Source organism: Ensifer sesbaniae (assembly GCF_013283665.1).
GTDB lineage: Bacteria > Pseudomonadota > Alphaproteobacteria > Rhizobiales > Rhizobiaceae > Ensifer > Ensifer sesbaniae.
Genome location: NZ_JABEKU010000001.1, coordinates 2538533 through 2559271 on the forward strand (window position 1 = coordinate 2538533; position 20739 = coordinate 2559271).

Here is a 20739-nt window from a genome sequence, read left to right on the forward strand (position 1 = left end):
GGGTCGATCGAGGCTCGCCTTTTCACCCCGCCCCCGCCTTGGTGAGCCCCTCGCGCAAATGCTGCGCATCGCTCTCCTGCGCGTAGTGCAGCGTGCCGAGAAAAGCCCCGATCTCGAACGAGGGGTTGAGCGCCCGCACCTTCTCCATGTGCGCGCCGGCCGCGATCGTGTCGCCGAGCCAGCCATAGCAGGCGGCGATGAAGGCGTGCTGGGTCTCGTCCATGCTGGAGAGATGCATGAAGGCTTCTATCGCCTCGCCATACTGGCGGGCGGCGAAATGGGCCTTGCCGAGATGGCTCCAGAAGCGTTCCGGGTGGTGCGGGTTGAGCCGCATCGCCTTGCGGATCCATTCCACCCCCTCCTCCGGCCGGCCGAGCCAGGTCAGCAATTCGCCCTGCTGCACCACCACCAGGTCGTAATTCGGGTTGAGGAAGAGCGCCCGCTCCTGGTGGTAGCGCGCCGTCGTCAGCGCATTGTTGTTGACGTTGACCGCCGCGAGGATGCGGTGCACGTCGGCGTCGTTATCGTCGAGCGCGAGCGCCCGTTCGAGCTCGTCATTGATCTCGGCCCAGGTCGCCTCCTTGTCGGCGCACCAGCCATAGACCCAGGCCTGGCCGAGGATGCAGGCGCGCCAGGCGTGGGCATGGGCATAGCCGGGGTCGAGCGAGACGGCCCGGTCGATCAGCGATTGCGCCTGCTCGTTATCGGCGGCGCTGCCGCGGTGGTGCAGCACCTTGGCGGCAAGCGCGCATTCATAGGCCGCCATGTTCGCCGGCTTCGTGCGGGAGAGCTGGTCGCGCTGGGCGGCCTCCAGGCGCCCGGGCACGGTGGCGGCGATCGCCGCCGTCACCTCGTCCTGAATGGCGAAGATGTCGTCGAGCTGCCGGTCGTATTTGTCGGCCCAGATATGGGCATCGCTCTGCGCGTCGATGAGCTGCACGGTGACGCGCACCCGCTCGCCGATCTTGCGCACGCTGCCTTCCACCAGATATTGCGCCCCGAGGCTGGCTGCCACCTCGCGCGCGTTCACCGGCTGGTTCTTGTAGACAAAGGAGGAGTTGCGCGAGATGACGAAGAGCTCATGCCGGCGCGACAGCTCGGTGATGATATCCTCGGTCAGGCCGTCGGCGAAAAACTCCTGGTCCGGATCGCCGCTCATATTGTCGAAGGGCAGCACGACGATCGTCGGCTTGCAGACGCCCTTTTTCGCCGTATCACCCGCTGCAGCCGGCAAACCTGCCCCTTCGAGCCCGACGCGATAGAGGTGCACCGGGCGGCTGATGTTCTTCAAGATCTTCTCGCCGAGATCGTCGATCGGCAGTTCCAGCCGGTCGGCGACTTGCGTTGCCACCGCCGCGGTGACGCAGATGCCGCCGACCTCGGCCAGTTGCTCGGCGCGCGCGGCGATATTGACCCCGTCGCCAAAGATGTCGTCGTCCTCGAAGATGATGTCGCCGAGATTGATGCCGATGCGGAATTCGATCCGCCGGTCCTCCGGCACGTCGCTGTTGCGCCGCTTCATGCGGCTCTGGATCTCGACCGCGCATTTGACCGCATCGGTCACGCTCTGGAACTCGACCAGCAACCCGTCGCCGGTGGTCTTGATCAGCCGCCCCTTGTTCTTGGCGATCGCGGGATCGATGAGCTCGATGCGGTGGGTTCTCAGCCGCGCAAGCGTGCCCGCTTCGTCGGCTTCCATCAGCCGACTATAGCCGGCCATATCGGCCGCCAGCACTGCGGCGAGTCTCTGCTCCATGGGCTTGCCATACGATAAAAGAGCGGCCGATTCCGGACCAGGAGGTTCCCGGTGCAATACTATCGCACGCCGAGGGGATCGCCTACCTAAATTAGAGAGCTCTGCTTTTCGATCACCGCACCAACGGCAAGGTCGCTTGACATTACTTGCCTAAGGCAACTAATTATATGCCCAAGGCAATTTCATAAAGGCATCGCCATGTCTGCGCAGCAGATCGACGACCGCGCCCTGACGGTGCGGCGCTTCAACCGCTTCTATACCCGCCTGATGGGCCTGCTGCACGAGCACCTGCTCGCCAGCGCCTTCTCGCTGACGGAAGTTCGCATTCTCTATGAGCTGGCGCACCGGCCGGCGCTCACCGCATCCGATCTCTGCCGCGAGCTCGGCCTCGACGCCGGTTATCTCAGCCGCGTCATCGCCGGCTTCGAGAAGAAGGGGCTGGTCGAAAGGACCCGCTCACCGGCCGACGGCCGGGTTGCGCAACTCGAACTGACGGAAGCGGGGCGCGCTACGTTCCAGCCCCTGGAGGATGCCTCCCAGCGCGAGGTCGTCGCCATGCTGGAAAAGCTCTCGGTGCCGGAACAGCGGCAACTGGTTTCAGCGATGGGCGAGATCGAGAGCCTGCTCCAGGAGGAGCGGGTGCCAACCTACATCCTGCGCGATCCGCAGCCGGGCGACATGGGCTGGGTCATCCATCGCCAGGGCGCGCTCTATGCCGAGGAATATGGCTGGAGCACCGAATTCGAGGCCCTGGTCGCCGAGATCGTCGTCAAATACATGCGCGACTACGACCCGGCATCCGACCGTTGCTGGATCGCCGAAAAGGACGGCAAGATCGTCGGCTCGGTGTTTCTGGTAAGGCACGACGAGACGACGGCAAAGCTCAGGCTTCTCTATGTGGAGCCGAGCGCGCGGGGCCTCGGCATCGGCCGCCGCCTGGTCGAGGAATGCATGCGCCACGCGCGTCTTCTCGGCTACAGGCGTATGGTGCTGTGGACCAATGCGGGCCTCGACGCCGCCCGCCACATCTACGAGAAAGCCGGCTTCGCGCTGATCGAGGAAGAACGGCACCACAGCTTCGGCAAGGACCTCACCGGCCAGATCTTCGCGCGGGATCTGTGACGCGCGAATATCGCCTGCCGCCGTCGGCGCCATCCCGGTTCGAGAGCGATGCGGCGGCCGCGGGTGCTCCTGCTGCATGCCCCCTCAAACCGACCATGATTCAAGGACAAAGACATGCCGCCATTCAAACGGCCACGGCGACCTTTGCGCGTCTCAAAAGACGCGCGGCGCTGTAGGCGCACGCGCGCGAATGAGGCACGCACGTAACCTCCTGCCCGGAACAAGAATCTTTGCTTGCTCGTTATTGGTTGTGACGAAGAAGATCAGCGCCCGGGTACGATAATGAACCTGGAAGACATCTACCGCCTGCTGCGAAACGATCATCTTGAAGCGCAGGGCATCATCGACACCGTCCCCGATCCCTTGCTCTTGCTGGATCAGAACCTGTGCGTGCGGACCGCCAGCCGCGCCTTCTTCAAGACGTTCAAGGTCGATCGCGACGAGACGATCGGTGAGCACATCTACGACCTCGGCAACGGGCAATGGGACATTCCCGAGCTGCGCCGCCTGCTTGAAGAGGTGATCCCGAAGAGCAAGGCGGTGGTCGACTATGAGGTCGAGCACGAATTTCCGAGCATCGGGAACAGAATAATGCTGGTGAGCGCCCATCGGCTGTTTCATCCCGATGGCAACAGCAGGTCCCTGCTGCTCTCGATCGTGGACGCGACCGAGCGGCGCTTGCGCGAGACAGAAAGGGATCTGCTCCTCGACGAACTCCGGCATCGCATGAAGAACCTGCTCGGGCTGGTCCAGGCGCTCGCTCGCCAGACGACGGCGGCGGGCCGCTCCGGAGAGGAATATCGGGATGCGTTTCTCGGCCGGTTTGGCGCGCTGGTGCGGGCTCACGATGCGGCCTATTCGGGAGAGCGTATCGACCTCGAGGAATTGCTGGAGCGAACGCTGAAGCCCTATTCCGAAGGCGGAACGGCGGTGGTGATCGAGCCGAGCCAGCCGGTGCCGCTGGAAACGAACCGGACCATGTCGCTGAGCCTGATCCTGCACGAACTCGCGACCAATGCCGTAAAGTATGGCGCGCTGTCCACCGATACGGGGACGATTCATGTCCGGTGGGCGATAGAGGAGGCAAGCGCCAAGCATCTCAGGCTGACCTGGCGAGAGAGCGGCGGCCCTTCGGTCACACCGCCGACCACGACCGGCTTCGGCACGCGGCTTATCGAGTTCGCCGTCCGGTGCGAATTGGGCGGGCGGGTGGAACTGAACTATGCGCCAACGGGTTTGGTTGTAGAGATCGTCACACCCCTGTGACCGGTCTTCCAACAATGAGACCGGCTTCATGCGCAAGACCGTGCTTCTTGTCGAGGACGAGTTCCTGATCGCGATGGACCTCAAGCTGCTGCTCGAACAGCGTGGCTGGCGCGTGACAGGACCGGCCGCGACGGTGGAAGAGGCGCTTGGACTGCTGCACGACGAATTGCTGGCCGTGGCCGTTCTCGATGTTACGCTGCGGGACGGAGCGGTGACACGGGTCGCGGAGGCGCTTCGGGCGCAGAACGTACCCTTCGTGATCGCCAGCGCCCACCGCAATCCGGAAAGGCAGGGTGGCGAGGTCCTGGCTGGGGCCCGCAATGTCGGCAAGCCGACCGAAGTGCAGGATTTACTGGCCGCCCTGGAAGAAGCAACCGGATCCGGAGGCAGCATCCCGAGCGCGCGGAAAGCGTGATTTGGCCGCTTCAGTCGATCGGATCGAGAATGTCGGGCGTATCGTTCTTCGGCGAACCGACCTTGCTGCCGATCTTCCACATCGTCATCAGCTCAGGCGGAAACGGCTTCATCAGATCGGGCACGTCCGGCTCCGACGAAAGCCAGCGCTCGTAGTCGTCCCGGTGCAGGATCACCGGCATGCGGTCGTGGATGTCGGCCACCATGGCGTTGGCATCCGTGGTGACGATCGCGAAGGTGCGGATGTCCTCGTCGGTCTCCGGGTTGCGCCAGCTCTCCCATATGCCGGCAAGGCAGAAGGGCTCGCCCGTCTTCATGGCGATGGCGTAGGGCTGCTTGTCCTTGCCGGTGCCGTGGATGTCCTTCCATTCGAAGAAGCCGTCGATCGGCACCAGGCAGCGGCGGCGCTGATAGCTCGAACGAAACTTCGCCGCGATCGTGTCGCCCCTGACATTGACGAGCGGCCGTCCCGCCTTCGGATCCTTCGTCCAGCTCGGGATCAGCCCCCAGCGCGCCGAAACGAAGACCGGGCCGAAGAGATCGGGATCGCGGATCACATCGCGGATGATGATCGGATAGATCAGCGTCGGTGCGCCGTTATAGCGCGGGAACTGGTTGGCGAGCGCTTCGACGCCGCCGCGCTCCGCAAAGCCGAAGGCCCTGAGCAATCCCTCGAGAGTGGTCTTCAGATAGACGCGTCCGCACATGATCGCTGCTCCCGACGCCGGCGCCTGTCCCTCCGCGCGTCACTTCACCTTCTCTACGTCAGGCAGTTTCCAGCTCTTGTCGAACAGCGGCTTTTCCGGGCCGTAGAGCCGGAAGAGCAGTTCGAACTTGCGGCTCGGGTCCACCGGCACCCAGTTGGCCTCCTTGCCCTCAGGCGCCTTTGGCCCGAAATAGACATCGACCGAACCGTCGGCGTTCTTCTGAACGCCGGAGCCGGTCGAGGCGACGCTCGCCTTGTCCATGTTGCGGATCAGCGCATGCGTCTCGCGGTCATAGGCCGTCACCGACCAATATTGCTTGACCGGCGCGTCCTTCGGCACCACGAGGCGATAATTGGCGCTGCCGTCGAAGGCGTCGCCGTCCTTGTCCCTGTTGGCCATCAGGTAGAATTGCGCCGTGCCGAGCCGCTTGATGCCGGTAAAGCCGAGCGTGTAGGTCACGCCGCGGGCGTCGACCGGATAGGTATTGGGATCGGAATAGGCGCCCGAGGCCGCAGCCACCATTTCCGGCAGCCCGGCAGGGAACCAGCGGATGCCCTCGTTGATGACGGGGAAGCCGGCGTCATAGCGTGCGGAAAGCTCGGCCCTCGCCTCGGCCGCCGCCGCGTCGAGCAGTTTCTTCGTCTCGGCGTTCGGCTGGTAGGGCTTGCCTTTCTCGATCCCCAGAGTTTTCAGATGATCGATCATCAGCCGGTCGCGCTCGAGCCAGGGTTCGGTCTGCACGATGCGGTTCAGATTGTCGAAGAAGCTGGCATCGTAGCGGATGGTGCTGTCGAACAGCACGTCATAGGCATCGACGAAGGTCGTCGCCGGCGGCTTGTCGTCCGCGGACATCGGGTAGATCTTGGTCGTCTTGCCGTAGGCGACCGACTTTTCGATATCGGCATCGCTATGGCTCTTGAGATTGGAGCGCAGCAAGGCAAAGCCGGTGAAGGTGTCCGAGCGGAGCGCGATGAAGCCCTCCGGCACCTCGCCCATATAGTCCGGCGGCAGGATCAGGTATTTGCCGCCCTTGCCCTTGTCCGCCCCCTCCGGCCCGGCATCCTCCAGCGGCATCTGCCAGGCATTGACGATGTTGCCGGCGATCGATCCGCCTTCGGCCGGCGGGATCTCGATGACGATGGGTCCATCCTTCACGTTCCAGAAGGACATGAGATAGATCGAGTCCGGGTTGGGCGTCAGCGTCTGGTTCTTCCAGTTGACCGGCCGCGACCAGTAGACGATCTCGTTGACCTTGGCCTTGGTCTTCGAAAGCGCCTCCTGCAGCATCAGGTCGGCGTTGACCGCCGGCATGCCCCAGATGACCGCTTCCACCGCCCGGCGCTCGAAGGCGCGGCGCTGGAGGCTTTCCGGCGAAAGGTCCTGTGCGGATACGCTCGCCGTGACGGCAAGAAGCGCAAGCGCTGTAAAGACAGCCCGAAGCATCACGATCCTCACTTTCGGCAATGGCCCGCTGGACCGCCAGACGCAAGGCGACGTGCCCAGCCAGCCGATGGTCCGCTGCAAAGTAGAACCCCGCGCCCGTTCGGCGCGGAAGTTACGTAACGGTTACCTATATTACAGTGCCGCGCGCCTTATCGGACGCGCAAAGATCGCTTCCCGAGACGTCAGGCCGGTCTATTTCTTCTGATTGCCCGCAAAAGCGGCCGTCAAGCCAAGGCCGATATAGACGAAACCGCTGACCCAGCGTTCTGCCTTCAGATAGACGGGACTGCGCTTCAGCCAATTGCCGGCCGTGCCGGCAGCAAGCGCATAGGTGCCATCCGTCACGACGCCAATCGCTGTGTAGAGAATCCCGAGAAAAGCGATCTGCATTGCCACATGGCCACGGTCGGCCTCGACGAACTGCGGCAGGAAAGCCAGAAAGAACAGCGCTGTCTTCGGATTGAGGAGGTTGACTATGAAGCCCTCACGAAAGAGGCGCATGCGGCTGCGCGCTGGCAAACCGCTCTCGACGTCGGGAATGTCCGACGGGCCGAAGATCTTCTTGAGACCAAGCCAGATCAGGTAGGCCGCGCCGGCATACTTCACGACGCTGAAGGCGAGCGCGGACGACGCCAGGAGCGCCGAAAGCCCCACGGCGGCCGCGGCGACATGAACAAGCGTGGCCGTGTGGATGCCCAGGATCGAAACGAGGCCGGCCGAACGGCCCTGCTCGACCGAGCGCGCGAAGATGTAAAGGACTGCCGGTCCCGGCACGAGAAGCAGCACCAGCGTGGCGCTGACGAACAGGCTGAGATTGGTTGCGCTGGAAATCGCCAAATCCATGATTGTCTTGCCCCGTTTCCTCTTACAGTAGCGATAGCATTGGACTGCGCCCAAGGCGAGATAAACCTGCGGGATACCGGGCCCTGCTCCGCCCAATTCCACCGCGCAAACCAGACGCTCCTTGACTCCGGAACCGCAGATCGTCTTCGGCGCGCATCTGGCCCGCTTCCCACACCGCCCTTGCATCGCGCGACGATTCGTAATAATTGAAGTTACATGAAAAAAGACAGCCGCCTTTCCTCCGTTCTTCACGCGCTCCTGCACATGGCCGAGCGCGGCGAGCCGCTGACCTCGGACGAGCTTGCCATGTGCATGCGCACCAATCCGGTCGTCGTCCGCCGCACCATGGGCTTCCTCAGGGATGCCGGCATCGTTTCCTCCGCCCGCGGCCATGCCGGCGGCTGGGCGATCACCGCCGACCTCAAGACCGTGACGCTCCGGCAACTGCACGAGACGCTCGGCGAGCCCGCGATCTTTGCCATCGGCAACCGGCAGGAAATGCCGGAATGCCTGGTCGAACAGGCGGTCAACGCCGCCCTCGACACCGCCTTTGCCGAGGCCGAGGCGCTGCTGCTCGACCGCTTCGCCCATGTGACGCTTGCCGACCTCGCCGAGGATTTTGCCCGGCGGCACCGGCTTCGATCGCAATGAAAGCAGCCGATCGATCCGTCGTGACGTGATCGATCCCGATAGATCCGCCCATCCCGGAAAACCGCGTAGAGTGCGGTTTTCCGGCCGGAATTCCATTGCCCAAGCTCGGGTCGACACACTGGTTCCAGAGAGCCGGTGGGCCGACCTGCGCCCAACCGAAAGGAAGACCCATGCAACAGGACGTCATCATCATCGGCGGCAGCTATGCCGGCATGGCCGCCGCCCTCCAGCTCCTGCGCGCCCGCCGGCGCGTGTTGATCATCGACGAGGGCATTCGGCGCAACCGTTTCGCCAGCCACTCCCACGGCTTCCTCGGCCAGGACGGCATTGACCCCGGCGAGATCGCCGCATCCGCGCGGGCGCAGCTTTCCAAGTACCCGACGCTCACCTGGATCGATGGCCGCGCCGAGAAAGCCACGGGCAAGCAGGACGCCTTCGTCGTCACCACCAGCGATGGCGTTTCCCATGAAGGCCGGCGCCTGCTCTTCGCGACCGGCGTCAAGGACGGCCTGCCCGAGATCGAGGGGCTCGCCGAGCGCTGGGGCAGGAGCGCCTTCCATTGCCCCTATTGCCACGGCTACGAGCTGGACGAGGGCGAGATCGCCGTCATTGCGGCAAGCCCCATGTCGATCCACCAGGCGCAGCTCATTCCCGAATGGGGCAAGGTCACCTTCTTCACCAATGGCGCCATTACACTTGACGCCGAGGCGCGCGCCGACCTCGTCAAACGCGGCGTCGCCATCGACGAAACCGCGGTCGCGAGGCTCGAAGGCCATGCCGACGTGGTGCTGACCGATGGCCGCCGCCTGCCCTTCTCGGGCCTTTTCGTCGCCACCCGCACCACGCCCGCAAGCGACATCGCCGAACGGCTCGGCTGCGAGATCGAGGAAACACCGATGGGGCTGCAGATCCGGGCCACGGCCGCGAAGGAAACCACCATCCCCGGCGCCTATGCCTGCGGCGACGCCGCGCGCGTCCCCCACTCCGTCTCGCTCGCCGTCGGCGACGGCGCCTGGGCCGGCGCGCAACTGCACCGCTCGCTGGTGTTCGGATAAAGAGCCGGCACAGGGGCGGCCGTGTAGCGGCACGAGGGAAAGACCGAACGGCGCCGTTCGGCCTCCGGCCTTGTCAAATCAGCGGCCCCTGTGCTCTCCATCGTTCCGTCCGAACGTGAGTTGGAGTGATCGATGCCAATAGCCCTCACCTGCTTCCAGGGTCGCGCCGGCGACCACAATGACCTCGGGATTCCGGGCGCAAAATCCATCGCCTCCCATCTCGCCCGAAGGCTCGGTCTCGATGCCGTCGTGATCGGAGAGCCGGAGCCGGCGCTGAACGGCCACTGGACGGTCGAGCTCGAAGCCGCGATGCCGGCGCTCCGCCGCATGCTGGATCGCTTCGATGCGATCTACGCCGAAGGATCGGTCTCGCTGGCGGCAACGAGCCGTTGCGCGGTCTCGCTGGCAACGCTGCCCGCCGTCGCCAGATACCACGAGGATGCGGTCGTCGTCTGGTTCGACGCGCATGGCGACCTGAACACGCCTGATACCAGCAGCACCGGCTATCTCGGCGGGCTCGCGCTTTCGGGGCCTTGCGGCCTCTGGAAATCCGGCCTTGGCGACGGACTCTCGATCGGCAAAGTCGTTCTGGTCGGGCAGCGCGACCTCGATCCCTTTGAAGCCGACCTCATCGCGGCGAAGGGCATTCCGCATATCCGCGCCGGCGCCGACCTTGCGCAAAGGCTGGCCGAGGCCGTCGACGGCAGGCCCGTCTATATCCACCTCGACTGCGACGTGCTGAACCCCGGCATCGTCCCGACCGACTACCAGCATGACGACGGCTTGTCGCTCGACGATCTGCGCGCAGCCTGCGCGGTCCTTGCGAGGAGCCAAGTGGTCGGGCTGGAAATCGCCGAGTTCCAGAACGCCTGGTCGGAGGGCGGCGAGCCGGTGTCGCCCGAATCGCTGATCGAGGCCCTGGAACCGCTTCTGGAAAAGCTTGGCCGCTGACGCGGGCAGCCGACGCTTCACATTGCCAATGGCCGCTTTGGGCGTAGCATGGTCCCCCTGTTTGCGCTCGGGTCTCTGCCGCGATGAAACTGCGATCGGCTCTTTTCGCCTGTATCTGCCTGCTCGGCGGCAGCGCCTCCGCCGAGCCGCCGCTTCGCGTCGATCTCGAACTGGTGCTGGCCGTCGACGTTTCCTATTCGATGGAACTCGATGAGCAGCAGGTGCAGCGGCAGGGCTATGTCGCCGCCTTCCGGGAGCCCGAATTGATCCGGGCGATCGAGAACGGCCCTCTTGGCCGCATCGCCGTCACCTATGTCGAATGGGGCGGCGCAGCGGTGCAGGTCACGCCCTGGACGCTGATCGACGGACGGGCGACGGCGGCGCAATTTGCCGAAGCACTTCGCCGGCAGCCGATCCGGCGGATCGCCTTCACCTCGATCTCCAACACGCTGGCCTTCACGCGGCGGCTGTTCGATGTCAGCTCCTTCCAGGGCAGCCGCCGTGTCATCGATATTTCCGGCGACGGGCCGAACAATTCAGGCGTCCCGGCGCCGGTCGCCCGCAACTCCACCGTCGCCCGCGGCATCGTCATCGATGGCCTGCCGATCATGCTGAAGTCGCAGCCGGATACCGCCTCGATCCCCGACCTCGACGCCTATTACCGTGAATGCGTCATCGGCGGCGACGGCGCCTTTCTGGTGAAAGTGTCGAACACGGGCGAGTTCGCCAAAGCCATCCTGCGCAAGCTCATCATCGAGATCTCTGGCCAGGAGGTAAGCCGCCTGTCGCCGGCCATGGTGCGGCAGGCCCAGTACGGCAAGGACTACAATTGCTTCATCGGCGAGGAAATGCAGGAGCGGATGATCGGGCGATAAACACGATGCTGTTGTCCTACAGCTTCCTTCGTGCGTTCACACGACCGCCACATCCCCCACCCGTCATCCTCGGGCTTGACCCGAGGATCCATGCGCACCCGGGCGAAACATTCAGACCACAGTTCTGGATGCTCGGGTCAAGCCCGAGCATGACGGTGGGTAAGGAGCCACAGCCAAGGCAGGCACCGCCGTGGTGCGATCAGCACAGTTGCAGGCATGCCGCTCCAGCCAAAGACCGGGATCTCCATCCACAGCCAACAGGAAACGGCGTGTTGACTCTGAAATTCCAGCAGCATGAAACGGTTCACCGTCCGCAACTTCGCGACTTCAGACTGACAAACAGATACGAAAGCAGACCATGCCGCATTACCTGACCGAACTCTACAGCGCCAAACCGGCGTGGCTCGCCCTTTCCCGACAGGGGCGCCAGCAGTTCTTCACCGCGATCGGTTCCGCCATGCCCGCGCTGACCGCGCTCGGCGTGGAGCTGATCACCTTCGGCAAGGTCGACCAGTCCAAGCTGCATGCGGCCTCGCAGACCTTCTTCGCCGTGTGGCGCTGCCCGGATGCCACCGCACTGGAAGCCCTCGTTTCCGGCATCGCGCAATCGGGCTGGCACGAGTATTTCGACACGATCAACGCCGGCGGCAAAGGCACCGATTTGGCCGGCCACCTCACGCAGCTCGGCGAAGCCGCATAGGGCTCAACCGTTTCCCCGCGCGGTCGCGGCCGGTCTCCTCAAGCCTCGATCGGCTTGAGGCGGCTGTAGAAGACGATCTCCGGATCGTTCTCGGCGAGGTTGTCGATATAGCCGCTTGGCTGGAAACCGGCCCTGATGAAGAGCTCCTGCATGGGGCGGTTCGACATGTTCGTCGAACTGAAGAGTTTCGAGCCGGCGCATATCGATTGGAAATAGGCAATCAACGCGGCGCCAAGACCGCGGCGGCGATAGACAGAACCGACCATCACGATCTCGATGAAGCCGTGGCCAAAGAACTGGTACGTCAGCACGCCATAGGCCGCAATCGCGCCATCGATTTCGACCAGGTGGCAGCACCCCGCCTCGATCCAGTTGGCGATGTCGTCGCTGCGCTTCGGATCGTCGGCAACAACACTGTCGATCGCACAGAGCGCCGGATGGTCGTCCTTGACCGCAGGTCGAATTCGCATGGCCCAGCTACCCCAGTTTCGCGAGAAGCTAGTACGACGCGCTGCGCCAGGCAACCACCTCGGGGAGAAGCGGGCCCGCCGCCAGCCCATGCCGGCGGCGGGGGCATCTGCGCCTTATCTCGGCGCCAATCTTTCCAGATCATTCAGCCGCTTCATCGCTGCCTGCTGCGCCAGCAGGCCGTAGTTGATGCCGCTGGCATTCAGCGTGCTGCCGGCTTGGTAGGGATACTGCCCGAAGTCGGAGAAAAACTCCTTGATCTTGGCCTGGATCGGCACGAGCAGCCACATGTTCCGGCCGATGAACTCCATTGCTCCGCCGCCCTCCTTGCTGCCCCGTTCGTACGGATCCATCCTCAGATTGGTAATGTTTGCCCAACTTGGCACCTCGCGCGTCGCCGTTGCGATGTTGCCCTCGCTGTTGACCGCAAAGCTCAGTTTCCAGTCGTTCCACCGGATGGCGTTCAAGTTGCCGCCCTGGTCGAAATAATAAACCGACTCCCGCGGCGGCTCCTTCGCCTCGCCTTTCAGCAATGGCGTCAGGTCGTAGCCGTCGAGATGCACCTTGAAGGTCTTCGACGTGCCCTTGAAGCCTGCCTTCATCTCTTCCTTGACGTCGGCGATGCCGGCAGCGGCCGCAAAGGTCGGCATCCAGTCCATCAGCGTTACCGGGTCGTTGATCTGCGTGCCCGGCTTCACCACGCCCGGCCAGCGCACCATCATCGGAATGCGGAAGCCGCCTTCCCAGGTCGTACCCTTTTCGCCGTGGAACATCGTCATGGCGCCATCCGGCCACAGCGCCAGCTCGGCGCCGTTGTCGGTCGTGTAGAGCACGATGGTGTTTTCGGCGATGCCGAGATCGTCGAGTTGCTGCAGCAGTTGGCCGACATGGCCGTCATGCTCCACCATGCCGTCCGCATGGATGCCCTTGCCGGTCTTGCCGAGCGACTCTTTCTTCAGATGGGTGAAGATGTGCATGCGCGTCGAGTTGAACCAGCAGAAGAACGGCTTGTCGGCCTTCACCTGCCGGTCGATGAAGTCCTTGGCGGCCGTCAGGAATTCCTCGTCGACGGTTTCCATGCGCTTGGTGTTGAGCGCGCCGGTGTCCTCGATCTTGCCGTCGGCGCTCGACTTGATCACGCCGCGGGGACCAAACTTCTTCCTGAACTCCGCATCCTTCGGATAGAAATAACCCTCCGGCTCCTCCTCGGCATTGAGATGGTAGAGGTTACCGAAGAACTCGTCGAAACCGTGCGCGGTCGGTAGGTGCTCGTCGCGGTCGCCGAGGTGGTTCTTGCCGAACTGGCCGGTGGAATAGCCCTTGGTCTTCAAGACATCGGCGATCGTCGGCATCCAGTCCTGGATGCCGTGCGGATCGCCCGGCATGCCGATCGTCAGCAGCCCGGTGCGGAACGGCTCCTGGCCGAGGATGAAGGAGGCGCGGCCCGCAGTGCAGCTCTGCTGACCGTAGCTGTCGGTGAAGATCGCGCCTTCCGCGGCGATCCGGTCGATATTGGGCGTGCGATAGCCCATCAGCCCCATCGTATAGGCGCTGATCTGCGGAATGCCGATATCGTCGCCGAAGATCACCAGAATGTTCGGCGGCTTGCCGCTCGAAGAAGAGGATTGCTGTGCCTTTGCCGGGCTCACCGAAGCGCCAGATGCGACCAGCGAGGCTGCCGCGAAGATGGTTCCGCTCAAGAGCAGGTCGCGGCGACTGACATCCGTTACCCCGCAACCATTCTCGGCCGTCGCGGAACTGGCCTTACCGTCATGCGCGCTCATCGCTTTCTCCTTGGCTTAAGTCGATGGGGTGAAGTGCTGCGATTTTCGGTTGAGCGGGATGATGCGCCTCAATGAGGACGGGACAAGTACGTAACGGTTACGAAGAGGCACGTCTGGCGCACGGCGTTACCCGTGTCGCGGGCGCAACTATTCGGTGGATGAAGTGCGCCCGACCTACCGGTTGCCATCGGCCTCCGCTTCCGCGTAACAGGCGGTTGCCGTTAGTATCGCGCCGCCAATCGCAGGCGCCCGGGAAAGGCGCGCGACAGAAAAGGAACGCATGAAGCCGACCAGGAAGGACAGCGGGCAAAAGACCGGCAAGGCCGGAACGATCTTGCAGCAACTCGCGAGATCGCCCGAGAAGCTTTTCTCCGGGTCGTTTCGCCAGCAGATCGCCGCCCTGTGCTTCCGCCGCGTGAAGGAAAGCCGTGACATCCAGATCCTGGTGGTCACCTCGCGCGAGAGCGGTCGCTGGGTCATTCCCAAGGGTTGGCCGATGAAGCGCAAGAAGCCGTATGAAGCCGCCGCGATCGAGGCCTGGCAGGAAGCGGGCGTGCGCGGCAAGGTCAGGAAGAAGCCGGTCGGCAGCTACACCTATCTCAAATCGCTCGACGACGGCGACGTCGTGCCCTGCGTGGTCGATATCTTTCAGATCGAGGTCAATGAAGTCGCCGATGACTTCAAGGAGCGCGGCGAGCGCATTCTCGACTGGGTCAGCCCGGACGAGGCCGCGCGCCGTGTCCGCGAGATCGAGCTGAAATCTCTGCTGGTCGAATTCGTGCCGCGCTGAACATGCCGTCCAGGCCGCAAGCGCTCGCCCGCCGTCGACGACAGATTGCCGCAATCGGCGCTTCCGCCTTTGGCGCCGGCGTCGGCATCGACTATATGAGACCGGCAAAAGCCGAGGGCATGAGATGAACGACGAACTGCAGGGCCGCGCCGCCCATGTCGCGGCGATCGCCGAGCGCGCGGAAGCCGAGATGAAGGCGATCGGCATCGACGAGACCTTCATCGGCCATCTGGTCGAGACCTTCTATGCGCGCGTGCTGGCCCATCCCGAACTTGGCCCGGTCTTCGATGCCAGGCTTTCCGGGCGCTGGCCGGAGCACATGCAAAAGATGAAGCGCTTCTGGTCGGCCGTCGCCTTCCGCAACGGCGCCTATGGCGGCAAGCCGGTGCAGGCCCATGTCGGCGTCGCCAACATGACGCCGGATCTCTTCCCGAAATGGCTGGCGCTTTTCTCCGCGACGCTCGATGACATCGCCCCGAACCAGGAGGCCAAGGCCTGGTTCATGGCAACGGCCGAGCGCATCGCCCGAAGCCTGACGCTCTCGCTCTTCTACAACCCCGCCCTCGACGACCCCGCGCTGAAACGCGGGTGAAGAACGGGCGTTGCACGCTCGTCAGAGCAAGCGGCCTGCAATCAGGATTTCCTCCGCCTCCTCGAACGACATCGCGAAGACGCGCCTGCCGATCTCGAAACTGAAGCCGCCGCGCGCAAAGGCGGAAAGCTCCTTTGCCGAGCGTTTCTCGTCGAGCGCCCTCTTGCGGAACGGACCGAAGGCGCGTTTGCGGGCAAGGACGACGGCGGCATAGAGGTCGTCGGCCTCCTCGATGGCCGCCGCGACATCGTCCTTGGCAATGCCTTTCTGCGCCAGTGTCTGCGCGATCGCCCGCTTCGACTTGCCGCCGCGCATGGCCGAGCGGGTCTTGACCTCGGCATAGGCCTGATCGTTTAGCGCGCCATTGTCATAGGCGAAGGTCACGGCCGCCGCCGCCAGCAGTTCCACCTGGTTGACGCTGATATCCTCGAACTTCTCCCGCGCCTTGCGCGCAATTGCGTCGAAAAGCTGCTTTTCCGTATGCATCTGGCGGGCGAGCCGATAGGCAGCCGAATTGCGCGCCCAGGCATACATGCGCGGCGTCGGCTGATCGCTTACGTCCGTCTCGTCGTTGAGGTCCAAGCCTGCCCTACCCCTCGAAGTGAAACCACAAGGCAACTCCGATCCGGGCGGATCATCGTCGCGTCGGCCTGCGACATGATCTGACTCTCGCGGGCAACGCAAATGCCTACTGCATGTCTCCTGAAATCGACCTCGATTTAAGGACGAAGACATGCAGCAAATCAAAGTGTTTCGAGGTCTTCTCCCTGTGCGCGCTGCACCGGCCAAAAGAAAAACGCGCCCGCCGGAACGGACGCGTTTTTCAGAGACAAGAACCCTATGAGCCTTAAGCCGCCAGAGCCGCCGCTTCGCCGCGGATCAGGTCGCCGAGACGGCGGATGCCCTCGTCGATCATCTGGTCGTTGGCGCAGGAGAAGGAGACGCGCAGCGTGTTTTCGCCCGAGCCGTCGGCAAAGAAGGCGCGGCCGGGAACGAAGGCGACCTTGGCGGTCTCGATCGATTTCGCCAGCAGCGCGGCGCCGTCCATGCCCTTCGGCAGCGTGACCCAGACGAACATGCCGCCTTCCGGCTTCGTCCAGGAAACACCCTCGGGCATGTACTTCTCGAGCGCCGCCAGCATGGCGTTGCGGCGCTGCTTGTAGACCCGGTGGATCTTGGCCACCTGCTGGTCGAAGCCGCGCTCGGCAACCGTGCAGATCGCCATCTGGTTGATCGTCGAGGAATGAAGATCCGCCGCCTGCTTCATCAGCACCAGCTTGCGGATCACCTTGTCCGAGGCGACGACCCAGCCGACGCGAAGGCCCGGGGCCAGCGTTTTCGAGAACGAACCGCAATAGATCGTGCGGGTGTTGTTGATATCGCCCTTCTTGGCGATTTCGAGCGCCAGGATCGGCGGAACCGGCTCGCCGTCATAACGCAGCGACTGGTAGGCCGCGTCTTCGATGACCGCGATGTCGAGCTCTTCGGCCAGCGCCAGCACGCGCTCACGGCCGGCCCGGTCGACGGTCTCGCCGGTCGGATTGGCGAAATCGGCCGAGAGATAGGCGAACTTGACACGGCCGCCCGCCTCGCCCGCCGCCTGGCGGTAGGCTTCCGGGGTACGGTTGCCGTTGGGGTTCAGCTGGTCATAGGTCGGCTCATAGGCGTTGAAGGCCTGCAGGGCGCCGAGATAGGTCGGCCAGGTGACGAGTGCGGTGTCCTTCGGCGACAGGAACAGCTTGCCGAGATAATCGAGGCCCTGCTGCGAACCGGAGGTGATGAAGATGTTGTCGACACCGGCGGGAATGCCGAGATCAGCCATCTGCTTGGCGAGCCATTCGCGCAGCGGCTTGTAGCCCTCGCTGACCGAATATTGCAGCGCCGCACCGACGGCCGGGCCTGCGAAGATCTCCGCATAGGCGTCCTTGAATTCCGCATCCGGAAACAGCGCCGGATCGGGAATGCCGCCGGCGAACGAGATGATGTCCGGACGGTCGAGCAGCTTCAACAGTTCGCGGATTTCCGAGGCGCGCATCCGGCTCGAGCGCGTCGCGAATATGTGTTCCCAATCCAGCATGGGTTGTTTCCTCAGAGATTATGGTGCGGAAAGCGGTTCTCCGCTTCCTCCCGCGTCATTGCAGACGGCGAAGCGACAGGACCACGACGGCTAATTTATGTCAATATTATTGACCTAATTCCGTGCGTTTTTCGGACTTTTCGGGCTCTTTGCACCTAGCGTCCAGGACCTGACGTCGCGTCAGCCCAAGCCGAATGCCACGCAGCCCCGGGCAATGCAAGCCACTCGCGTTACGCTCTTGCCGCCCGCGGGAACGGAGCGCCGCTGTCGTGCTGACATTTTTTCCCAAGACGCCGTCATCTTCGACTAGAGCAATTCCAGGAAAAGTGTGAAACGGTTTTCCGTCCGGAATTGCGTAATTTCAAAAGGTTAGATCCTTTCACTGTTTCCATGAAACAGTGAAAGGATCTAGTCTCTCCGCAATCGCGGACTTCGGCAGGAGAAAACAGTCCGCTTCACTCCTTCCCGCGACGAGAGCTAAAGAGCATCCATGACAAAACCCGATATCGACGACACCCTTATCTTCTACCGCGACAACGCCGCCACCTATGCGGGGCGGGAACGCCGGCCGCCGGCGGCGCGGCTCGATGCCTTCATGCGCAAGCTCGCACCCGGCGCCGCCGTTCTCGATCTCGGCTGCGGCGGTGGCCACGACAGCCTGGCGCTGCTGCAAGGAGGTCTCGACGTCACCGCCTGTGACGGCTCGGCGGAGCTGGCGCGTGAGGCCGAAGCCCGGATCGGCCGCAAGGTCGACGTCGTCAGGTTTCAGGAGATCGACTGGCGAGATCGCTTCGACGGCATCTGGGCCGAAGCGTCGCTCTTGCATGTGCCGCGCGCGGAACTCGGCGATGTGCTCGCCCGCCTCCGCCACGCTCTGCGCCCGCGCGGCGTTCTCCATGCCAGCTTCAAGGCCGGTGAAGCCGAGGGCCGCGACCGCTTCGGCCGCTATTTCAACTATCCGTCAGCGGCATGGCTGCGCGCCCGTTTCGAGCAAGCTGACTGGTCGGAGGTTGGTATCCGCGAGGCGGATGGCGGCGGCTATGACGGCGAGCCGACCCGCTGGCTGTATGTGTCTGCGATCCGCGCGGGCTGAGGTCGGCGCGTTCGAGCGATACTGCCCGATCCCGAAGGGCGGGCAACAAGTCTCGATCCGCTTTGCGTCAAGCCTCGCGGCTGAAGTAACTCAGGATCAGCAAGGTGCAGATCGCAGCAACGATCAGGGCGTCGAAAAGTGCGAAGTGCTCAAGGAATGAGAACACGGCATTTCCTCCTTCCAGCTAAACCTATGAGAGCACAGATTCAGGCAAATTGTAAGGCGGACCCCGAATCTATACTTCGACAGACCCGGAAATATTCAGGGATATTCCTGCATTGCAGCATATTTCCTTTGGCAATGCACAATAAATGAACCGCCGTCCGCACAGGCACAACCTTCTGGCGACATCTCGGCCCGGCCTCGCTCGCGCATCATGGCGCCCTGACTTTCCTGCCGTCCCTGGTCCCGACGCACGCAGGGCCGCACCGGCGGGATCGATCGGCGCTTCATGCCTGTCACCTTCCTTCTGTGCCGGGGCCGAGCCTGCTTCCCACGGCAACACCAATTGACGCCGCTACCGGGAGGTGTAGATATTAGCAATACAGAATAAATGAAGCCCACCTCGATGAGGGGCCGATTTCCAAGGGGGTGCACATGCCTTCGTCCCATGCCGGGCAAGCCGATCCTGCGGCTGCCTGCAAGCCCGCCTCGGCGACCAATGCCGACAGGACCGACAAGGGCTTGACGCGGCGCGAGGCGTTGCTGAGCGGCGCGGCGATCGCCGTGGCCACGGGACTGCCGGCGAGTCTTGCCGCCCTCTCCGCCCCTGGCCAGGCCTTCGCCAATGGCACGACGCCGCCGCATATCGTCTACATCATCGCCGACGATCTCGGCTGGGCCGACGTCGGCTTCCACGGTTCCGACATCAAGACGCCCAACCTCGACAGGCTGGCCGAGACCGGCGCCCGGTTCGAGGAGTTCTACACCCAGCCCATGTGCACGCCGTCGCGCGCCGCCTTCATGACCGGCCGCTATCCCCTGCGCTACGGCTTGCAGACCGGCGTCATTCCCGCCGCCGGCTCCTATGGACTTGCGCTCGATGAGTATCTGCTGCCGCAGGCATTGAAGGATACCGGCTACAAGACCGCTCTCGTCGGCAAATGGCATCTCGGCCATGCCAAGACGGAATACTGGCCGAGACAGCGCGGCTTCGACAGCTTCTACGGCGCGCTGGTCGGGGAGATCGACCATTTCAAGCATTCCTCGCATGGCGTGAAGGACTGGTACCGGGACAACACGCCGCTCGAGGAAACCGGCTTCGACAACAGCCTCATCGGCGACGAGGCGGTGCGGGTCGTCGAACGGCACGATCCCGCTGCTCCCCTGTTCCTCTACCTCGCATTCACCGCCCCGCACACGCCATTCCAGGCGCCGGAGGATTATCTCGACCGTTACAAGCACATCGCCGACGAGAACCGTAGGGCCTACGCGGCGATGATCTCCGTGCTCGACGATGGTGTCGGCAAGGTGGTCGCGGCGCTGGTGAAACGCGGCATGCGCGACAACACGCTGATCGTCTTCCACAGCGACAATGGCGGCGTGAAGAGTTCGCTCTTTGCCGGGGATTCCAAGATCAGCGGCGGTTTGCCGGCCAGCAACGGCCCCTATCGTGACGGCAAGGGCTCGCTCTACGAGGGCGGCACACGGGTCGCGGCCCTTGCCAATTGGCCGGAGCGGATCAAGCCGGGCACGGTCCAGGGCATGGTCCATGTCGTCGACATGTACCCGACGCTCGCGGCAATCGCCGGCGCGCCGCTTGGCAAGGCCAAGCCGCTCGACGGCATCAACCTCTGGCCCGCCTTGAGGGAAGGAAAGCCGTCGCCGCGCCGGGACATGGTCTACAATGTCGACCCACTGGCAGGTGCCGTGCGCAAGGACAATTGGAAACTCGTCTGGAAGGCATCTCTGCCGCCGAAACTGGAACTCTTCGACCTTTCCGCCGATCCGTCCGAAACGAACGATCTTGCCGCTGGTAACGCAGACAAGACACGCGATCTGCAGGACTGGATCAGCCGGCTTGCCGGCGAAATGGCACCGCCTCTCCTCATCCTGGACGCGGTGCGGCTGACCTTCCAGGCACCGCCGGTGGCCGCCGATCCCTCGACGCTCTTCAGCCTCGGTGACTGACCTGCGGCCACTGCAGGTTTCC

General features: G+C 63.7%; 20 protein-coding genes. 12 read left to right on the top strand and 8 right to left on the bottom strand.

What is annotated here, in order from left to right:
• Positions 1–22: 22 nt before the first annotated feature.
• Complete coding sequence (locus BHMPCIPO_RS12390) at positions 23–1756, bottom strand: adenylate/guanylate cyclase domain-containing protein (protein ID WP_173517027.1); 1734 nt, start codon at positions 1754–1756, stop codon at positions 23–25.
• 198 nt (positions 1757–1954) lie between these two features.
• Between BHMPCIPO_RS12390 and BHMPCIPO_RS12395 the strand changes: the two genes are divergently transcribed.
• From BHMPCIPO_RS12395 to BHMPCIPO_RS12405, 3 genes are all read left to right on the top strand, one after another.
• Positions 1955–2878: a bifunctional helix-turn-helix transcriptional regulator/GNAT family N-acetyltransferase gene (locus BHMPCIPO_RS12395; protein ID WP_173517028.1), complete on the top strand. Its 924-nt coding sequence runs from the start codon at positions 1955–1957 to the stop codon at positions 2876–2878.
• A gap of 282 nt (positions 2879–3160) precedes the next feature.
• Positions 3161–4144, top strand: a complete 984-nt coding sequence (locus BHMPCIPO_RS12400) for a sensor histidine kinase (protein WP_173517029.1) — start codon at positions 3161–3163, stop codon at positions 4142–4144.
• A 28-nt stretch (positions 4145–4172) separates the two neighbouring features.
• Positions 4173–4559: a response regulator gene (locus tag BHMPCIPO_RS12405; protein WP_173517030.1), complete on the top strand. Its 387-nt coding sequence runs from the start codon at positions 4173–4175 to the stop codon at positions 4557–4559.
• Positions 4560–4569: 10 nt separating this feature from the next.
• Here BHMPCIPO_RS12405 and BHMPCIPO_RS12410 read toward each other — a convergent pair whose 3' ends face one another.
• The 3 genes from BHMPCIPO_RS12410 to BHMPCIPO_RS12420 form a co-directional block, all read right to left on the bottom strand.
• Entirely contained in the window at positions 4570–5265 is a 696-nt protein-coding gene (locus BHMPCIPO_RS12410) for an SOS response-associated peptidase (protein WP_173517031.1), read from the bottom strand.
• A gap of 39 nt (positions 5266–5304) precedes the next feature.
• Positions 5305–6708 carry a DUF1254 domain-containing protein gene (locus tag BHMPCIPO_RS12415; protein WP_173517032.1) on the bottom strand — a complete coding sequence of 468 codons (1404 nt, stop codon included), beginning with the start codon at positions 6706–6708 and terminating at the stop codon, positions 5305–5307.
• A gap of 192 nt (positions 6709–6900) precedes the next feature.
• The gene (locus BHMPCIPO_RS12420; protein ID WP_173517033.1) at positions 6901–7551 is read right to left on the bottom strand and encodes a LysE family translocator; all 651 of its coding nucleotides are present in this window, start codon (positions 7549–7551) and stop codon (positions 6901–6903) included.
• A gap of 216 nt (positions 7552–7767) precedes the next feature.
• Between BHMPCIPO_RS12420 and BHMPCIPO_RS12425 the strand changes: the two genes are divergently transcribed.
• The 5 genes from BHMPCIPO_RS12425 to BHMPCIPO_RS12445 all read left to right on the top strand — a co-directional run bounded on the left by BHMPCIPO_RS12425 (position 7768) and on the right by BHMPCIPO_RS12445 (position 11783).
• Positions 7768–8202: an RrF2 family transcriptional regulator gene (locus tag BHMPCIPO_RS12425; RefSeq protein ID WP_065775396.1), complete on the top strand. Its 435-nt coding sequence runs from the start codon at positions 7768–7770 to the stop codon at positions 8200–8202.
• 170 nt (positions 8203–8372) lie between these two features.
• On the top strand, positions 8373–9257 hold the full coding sequence (locus tag BHMPCIPO_RS12430; RefSeq protein ID WP_173517034.1) for an NAD(P)/FAD-dependent oxidoreductase: 885 nt from the start codon (positions 8373–8375) through the stop codon (positions 9255–9257).
• A 132-nt stretch (positions 9258–9389) separates the two neighbouring features.
• Positions 9390–10208, top strand: a complete 819-nt coding sequence (locus tag BHMPCIPO_RS12435) for an arginase family protein (RefSeq protein WP_173517035.1) — start codon at positions 9390–9392, stop codon at positions 10206–10208.
• Between the two features lie 83 nt (positions 10209–10291).
• A complete protein-coding gene (locus BHMPCIPO_RS12440; RefSeq protein ID WP_173517036.1) occupies positions 10292–11083 on the top strand; it encodes a DUF1194 domain-containing protein in 792 nt (263 codons plus the stop codon).
• Positions 11084–11441: 358 nt separating this feature from the next.
• Positions 11442–11783, top strand: a complete 342-nt coding sequence (locus BHMPCIPO_RS12445) for a DUF6616 family protein (RefSeq protein WP_173517037.1) — start codon at positions 11442–11444, stop codon at positions 11781–11783.
• Positions 11784–11821: 38 nt separating this feature from the next.
• Here the strand turns inward: BHMPCIPO_RS12445 and BHMPCIPO_RS12450 are convergent, their stop codons facing one another.
• Together BHMPCIPO_RS12450 and BHMPCIPO_RS12455 are read right to left on the bottom strand one after the other, a co-directional pair.
• Positions 11822–12253, bottom strand: a complete 432-nt coding sequence (locus BHMPCIPO_RS12450; protein ID WP_173517038.1) for a GNAT family N-acetyltransferase — start codon at positions 12251–12253, stop codon at positions 11822–11824.
• 114 nt (positions 12254–12367) lie between these two features.
• Positions 12368–14035 carry an arylsulfatase gene (locus tag BHMPCIPO_RS12455; protein ID WP_173517039.1) on the bottom strand — a complete coding sequence of 556 codons (1668 nt, stop codon included), beginning with the start codon at positions 14033–14035 and terminating at the stop codon, positions 12368–12370.
• 280 nt (positions 14036–14315) lie between these two features.
• Between BHMPCIPO_RS12455 and BHMPCIPO_RS12460 the strand changes: the two genes are divergently transcribed.
• Positions 14316–14825: an NUDIX hydrolase gene (locus tag BHMPCIPO_RS12460; protein WP_173517040.1), complete on the top strand. Its 510-nt coding sequence runs from the start codon at positions 14316–14318 to the stop codon at positions 14823–14825.
• Positions 14826–14949: 124 nt separating this feature from the next.
• The gene (locus BHMPCIPO_RS12465; RefSeq protein ID WP_173517041.1) at positions 14950–15417 is read left to right on the top strand and encodes a group III truncated hemoglobin; all 468 of its coding nucleotides are present in this window, start codon (positions 14950–14952) and stop codon (positions 15415–15417) included.
• Positions 15418–15438: 21 nt separating this feature from the next.
• Here BHMPCIPO_RS12465 and recX read toward each other — a convergent pair whose 3' ends face one another.
• On the bottom strand, positions 15439–15999 hold the full coding sequence (gene recX / locus BHMPCIPO_RS12470; RefSeq protein WP_282439031.1) for a recombination regulator RecX: 561 nt from the start codon (positions 15997–15999) through the stop codon (positions 15439–15441).
• Between the two features lie 265 nt (positions 16000–16264).
• The gene (locus BHMPCIPO_RS12475; RefSeq protein WP_173517043.1) at positions 16265–17494 is read right to left on the bottom strand and encodes an aminotransferase-like domain-containing protein; all 1230 of its coding nucleotides are present in this window, start codon (positions 17492–17494) and stop codon (positions 16265–16267) included.
• 490 nt (positions 17495–17984) lie between these two features.
• Between BHMPCIPO_RS12475 and BHMPCIPO_RS12480 the strand changes: the two genes are divergently transcribed.
• Entirely contained in the window at positions 17985–18587 is a 603-nt protein-coding gene (locus BHMPCIPO_RS12480; protein WP_173517044.1) for a class I SAM-dependent methyltransferase, read from the top strand.
• Positions 18588–19184: 597 nt separating this feature from the next.
• Positions 19185–20717 carry an arylsulfatase B gene (locus tag BHMPCIPO_RS12485; RefSeq protein WP_173517045.1) on the top strand — a complete coding sequence of 511 codons (1533 nt, stop codon included), beginning with the start codon at positions 19185–19187 and terminating at the stop codon, positions 20715–20717.
• The last annotated feature ends 22 nt before the right edge of the window (positions 20718–20739 follow it).

What these genes read in the sequence shown, in the direction of transcription:
- BHMPCIPO_RS12390 (WP_173517027.1), bottom strand. Translation starts at nt 1,756, where the DNA reads ATGGAGCAGAGACTCGCCGCAGTGCTGGCGGCCGATATGGCCGGCTAT.
- BHMPCIPO_RS12395 (WP_173517028.1), top strand. Translation starts at nt 1,955, where the DNA reads ATGTCTGCGCAGCAGATCGACGACCGCGCCCTGACGGTGCGGCGCTTC.
- BHMPCIPO_RS12400 (WP_173517029.1), top strand. Translation starts at nt 3,161, where the DNA reads ATGAACCTGGAAGACATCTACCGCCTGCTGCGAAACGATCATCTTGAA.
- BHMPCIPO_RS12405 (WP_173517030.1), top strand. Translation starts at nt 4,173, where the DNA reads ATGCGCAAGACCGTGCTTCTTGTCGAGGACGAGTTCCTGATCGCGATG.
- BHMPCIPO_RS12410 (WP_173517031.1), bottom strand. Translation starts at nt 5,265, where the DNA reads ATGTGCGGACGCGTCTATCTGAAGACCACTCTCGAGGGATTGCTCAGG.
- BHMPCIPO_RS12415 (WP_173517032.1), bottom strand. Translation starts at nt 6,708, where the DNA reads ATGCTTCGGGCTGTCTTTACAGCGCTTGCGCTTCTTGCCGTCACGGCG.
- BHMPCIPO_RS12420 (WP_173517033.1), bottom strand. Translation starts at nt 7,551, where the DNA reads ATGGATTTGGCGATTTCCAGCGCAACCAATCTCAGCCTGTTCGTCAGC.
- BHMPCIPO_RS12425 (WP_065775396.1), top strand. Translation starts at nt 7,768, where the DNA reads ATGAAAAAAGACAGCCGCCTTTCCTCCGTTCTTCACGCGCTCCTGCAC.
- BHMPCIPO_RS12430 (WP_173517034.1), top strand. Translation starts at nt 8,373, where the DNA reads ATGCAACAGGACGTCATCATCATCGGCGGCAGCTATGCCGGCATGGCC.
- BHMPCIPO_RS12435 (WP_173517035.1), top strand. Translation starts at nt 9,390, where the DNA reads ATGCCAATAGCCCTCACCTGCTTCCAGGGTCGCGCCGGCGACCACAAT.
- BHMPCIPO_RS12440 (WP_173517036.1), top strand. Translation starts at nt 10,292, where the DNA reads ATGAAACTGCGATCGGCTCTTTTCGCCTGTATCTGCCTGCTCGGCGGC.
- BHMPCIPO_RS12445 (WP_173517037.1), top strand. Translation starts at nt 11,442, where the DNA reads ATGCCGCATTACCTGACCGAACTCTACAGCGCCAAACCGGCGTGGCTC.
- BHMPCIPO_RS12450 (WP_173517038.1), bottom strand. Translation starts at nt 12,253, where the DNA reads ATGCGAATTCGACCTGCGGTCAAGGACGACCATCCGGCGCTCTGTGCG.
- BHMPCIPO_RS12455 (WP_173517039.1), bottom strand. Translation starts at nt 14,035, where the DNA reads ATGAGCGCGCATGACGGTAAGGCCAGTTCCGCGACGGCCGAGAATGGT.
- BHMPCIPO_RS12460 (WP_173517040.1), top strand. Translation starts at nt 14,316, where the DNA reads ATGAAGCCGACCAGGAAGGACAGCGGGCAAAAGACCGGCAAGGCCGGA.
- BHMPCIPO_RS12465 (WP_173517041.1), top strand. Translation starts at nt 14,950, where the DNA reads ATGAACGACGAACTGCAGGGCCGCGCCGCCCATGTCGCGGCGATCGCC.
- BHMPCIPO_RS12475 (WP_173517043.1), bottom strand. Translation starts at nt 17,494, where the DNA reads ATGCTGGATTGGGAACACATATTCGCGACGCGCTCGAGCCGGATGCGC.
- BHMPCIPO_RS12480 (WP_173517044.1), top strand. Translation starts at nt 17,985, where the DNA reads ATGACAAAACCCGATATCGACGACACCCTTATCTTCTACCGCGACAAC.
- BHMPCIPO_RS12485 (WP_173517045.1), top strand. Translation starts at nt 19,185, where the DNA reads ATGCCTTCGTCCCATGCCGGGCAAGCCGATCCTGCGGCTGCCTGCAAG.